General features: G+C 68.9%; 1 protein-coding gene and 1 pseudogene. Both read left to right on the forward strand.

Features of this window, described 5'->3' with window-relative positions:
* Positions 1–2,504: DEAD/DEAH box helicase (locus DMB66_RS55655; protein WP_233625544.1), on the forward strand; the 2,504-nt coding region annotated here is incomplete at its 5' end.
* Positions 2,501–2,788: pseudogene (locus DMB66_RS55660) on the forward strand (hypothetical protein); the annotation flags it as partial. The gene DMB66_RS55655 and the pseudogene DMB66_RS55660, both read left to right, overlap by 4 nt.

The following is a 2,788-nucleotide window of genomic DNA, read 5'->3' on the forward strand; positions in this document are numbered from 1 at the left end:
AAACGCCGCGGGACAAGTCGGCGGTCCCAACCCGATACGACGCCTTCTGCGATGCCTTGGATCTGGTCATCGAGGCAGGTCGCCAGATCGAGGCGGAGCGGGATCCCGGCGAGCGGATTCTGCCGTACTACGAGGTGCTGACCGCAGCCCAGCCCCGGCGATCGGCGGCCGGCGTCTATCTCTTTCGCCTGTCCCGGCCGGGCACGGTGCAGCAGGGCGGCATGGTTCATCTGCGCAACGAACCAGACTTGCGCGGCCGAGTGACGGCGACCGACGGTGAGCTGCTGACGATTGCGTTCGATGTCGCAGTCGACCGTCGCCGTATTCCCGAGCAAGGCGAGCTGGTCGCTGCCCGCAACGAGGTGGTGCAGCGCGTCCAGGCGGCCGCCGCCGCACGGCTGCGCGCGCGATCGACGGTGAATCCGGCGCTACTTCCGTTGGTGGTCGACGGTAAGTTCACCGAGTATCGGGTGCCGACCGTCGATCCAGCCGAGCCGCTCGACGAAGATCAGACCGAGGCGTTCCGGCGAGCGCTCGCAGCGCCGGACTTGCTCTGCGTGCTCGGCCCGCCCGGCACCGGGAAGACACGGACCATCGTGGAGATCGCCCGCGCTGCGGCGGCCCGCGGCGACCGTGTACTGATCGCCTCGCAGACCAACACTGCCGTCGACAACGTGATCGAGCGATTGCCTGCTGCCCTGACCGCAGTCCGGGTTGGCAACGAGGACCGGATCGCCGCAGCAGTGCAGCGCAAGACGGTCTCCGCCGTCGCGGAGGAACTACAGCGGCGCATCCTTGCCAGAACGGCAGCCACTGCCCAGAGGCTCGCGCCGTTCGGCGGCGAAACTTCCGTGGCCGGCAGTTGGCTGCACAGGCTGGAGACTGCGCTTGCCGGTGCGCAGACGGCGAACTCCAGCCGCGACGAGGCGATGGCGGACCGGGAAGCGGCCGCCGCAGCCGTGGAGATGCAGTTCGGGGTCGCCGCGCGGCAGGCCGGGCACAAGTGGCAGACGGCGGCGCAGCACGCGACGACGGCCGCTGTGGAGGTGCAGCAGCTGACTGAACGGGTACAGCAACTGGAGAGCCGTGGCGGGCTGTTCGGCCCGTTGCATCGCTGGCGAGCGGGTCGCTGTCGCGCGCGGCTCACCGCGGCGACGCCTCGTGCCGCACATTCCCAGGCCGCGGCCGAACAGGATAGGCAGACGTACGAGGCGCTGTGCGCTGAGCTGTCACGCAGGATTGAACGTGATCCGGCCGTACGCCAGGCAGTCGAGCGTGTCGCCGGGGCGCAAGCGGATGCTGAGCAGCACTTTGCGGTCGCCCTGCCGGCGGCGCAGCAGCTTGCCCGGCTGATCGGCGCGGTGGAGCGGCCGGTCACGCCGGCCACGGACGCCGCCGGGCTCATCGCGTTCGCGTCGTGGTGTCGAGCGTGGGAACCATTGCTGCGGGAACGGAGCCGCCTCCTCGCTGACTGGTGCGAGCGGCTGGCCAGCCCAAGCGAACAGTTGCATCCGGAGCTGATCCGCTATGCCGACGTGATCGGTGCGACCTGCATCGGCGTTGGCGTACAGCGCAACCTCCTGTCCGACCTGGACTTCGACCTGGCCGTGATCGACGAGGCCGGGCAGATTCCCCTCGCCTCCACGCTCGTCCCGCTGACCCGGGCCTCTCGGGCCGTACTGGTCGGCGATCACCACCAGCTACCGCCCTTCGTTGACGACGACGCCCGGCATTGGCTGCGGCGACACGAACCCGGTCGCAGCGGCATCGATCCGGGCCTGGTCGCCGACCTGCTGACACACAGCGCCTTCGAGCGGCTCCTGAGTCAGACACCGGCGGCCAACCAGATCCTGCTCAGCCGGCAACGGCGGATGCCCGCAGTGCTGGCAGACTTCGTGTCCAACGCCTTCTACGGCGGCCGGCTGACCACCGAGGCGAAGCCGAGGCCGCCATCGCCGATCTTCCTCAGCCCGCTCGCCGTCGTCGACACCGCCGAGTTGCCGCCGGCCGAGCGGGCCGAACGGACCCGGCCGCGCACAGAGACCTGGCAGGTCGCCGGGCGCGACAACCGGGCCGAGGCGCGAATCGTGCTTGACCTGGCGAAGTGGTATGCCGCCGAAACGCGGGACTGGGTGGTCATCACGCCGTACCGTGCACAGGCGCAGCTCATCGAGCTGTGGCTGCGGGAGGCGCTAGGAGCGGAGGCGATCCGTGACCGGATCGGCACGGTCGACGCCTTTCAGGGTCAGGAACGCGACGTTGTCATGTACAGCTTCACCCGAAGTAATCCCGGCGGCCGGGTCGGCTTTCTCAGCGAGCTGCGTCGCCTCAACGTCGCCATTACCAGGGCCCGTGATCAGCTGATTCTCGTCGGCGACAGCAAGACGCTCACCAACGCTGCCGACGAAGGCTTCCGGCGTCTCGCAGGCGAGCTCTTCCGGTACGCCGCTCAGCACGGTGACGTTGTCGCGGCTCGACAGTTGCGGGAACGGCTGCCGGTGTGAGCGACCCGGCGCACGTACCTGTCCGGCGGATTCTTGAGCGCGTTGCCGCCATGCCCGACATCCAACCGTTGCGGATTTTCCCGCTGCTGTTGCCGATGTGGGCCGTACAGGTTAAGGCAGTCATTCGGGAGGCGCAGCCGTACGAACTGTTCGACCAGTACCTGTCGCGGGCAATCGCGACCGCCGGATTGCGCGACACGTCCAGCCTCGCTGCCTTCTTCGCCGTCGAGCCGGCCCTGGTCGAGCGAGCGCTGCGCTTTCTGGACACCATCGGCCACCTGCGG

The sequence above is a fragment of the Actinoplanes sp. ATCC 53533 genome (assembly GCF_003947245.1).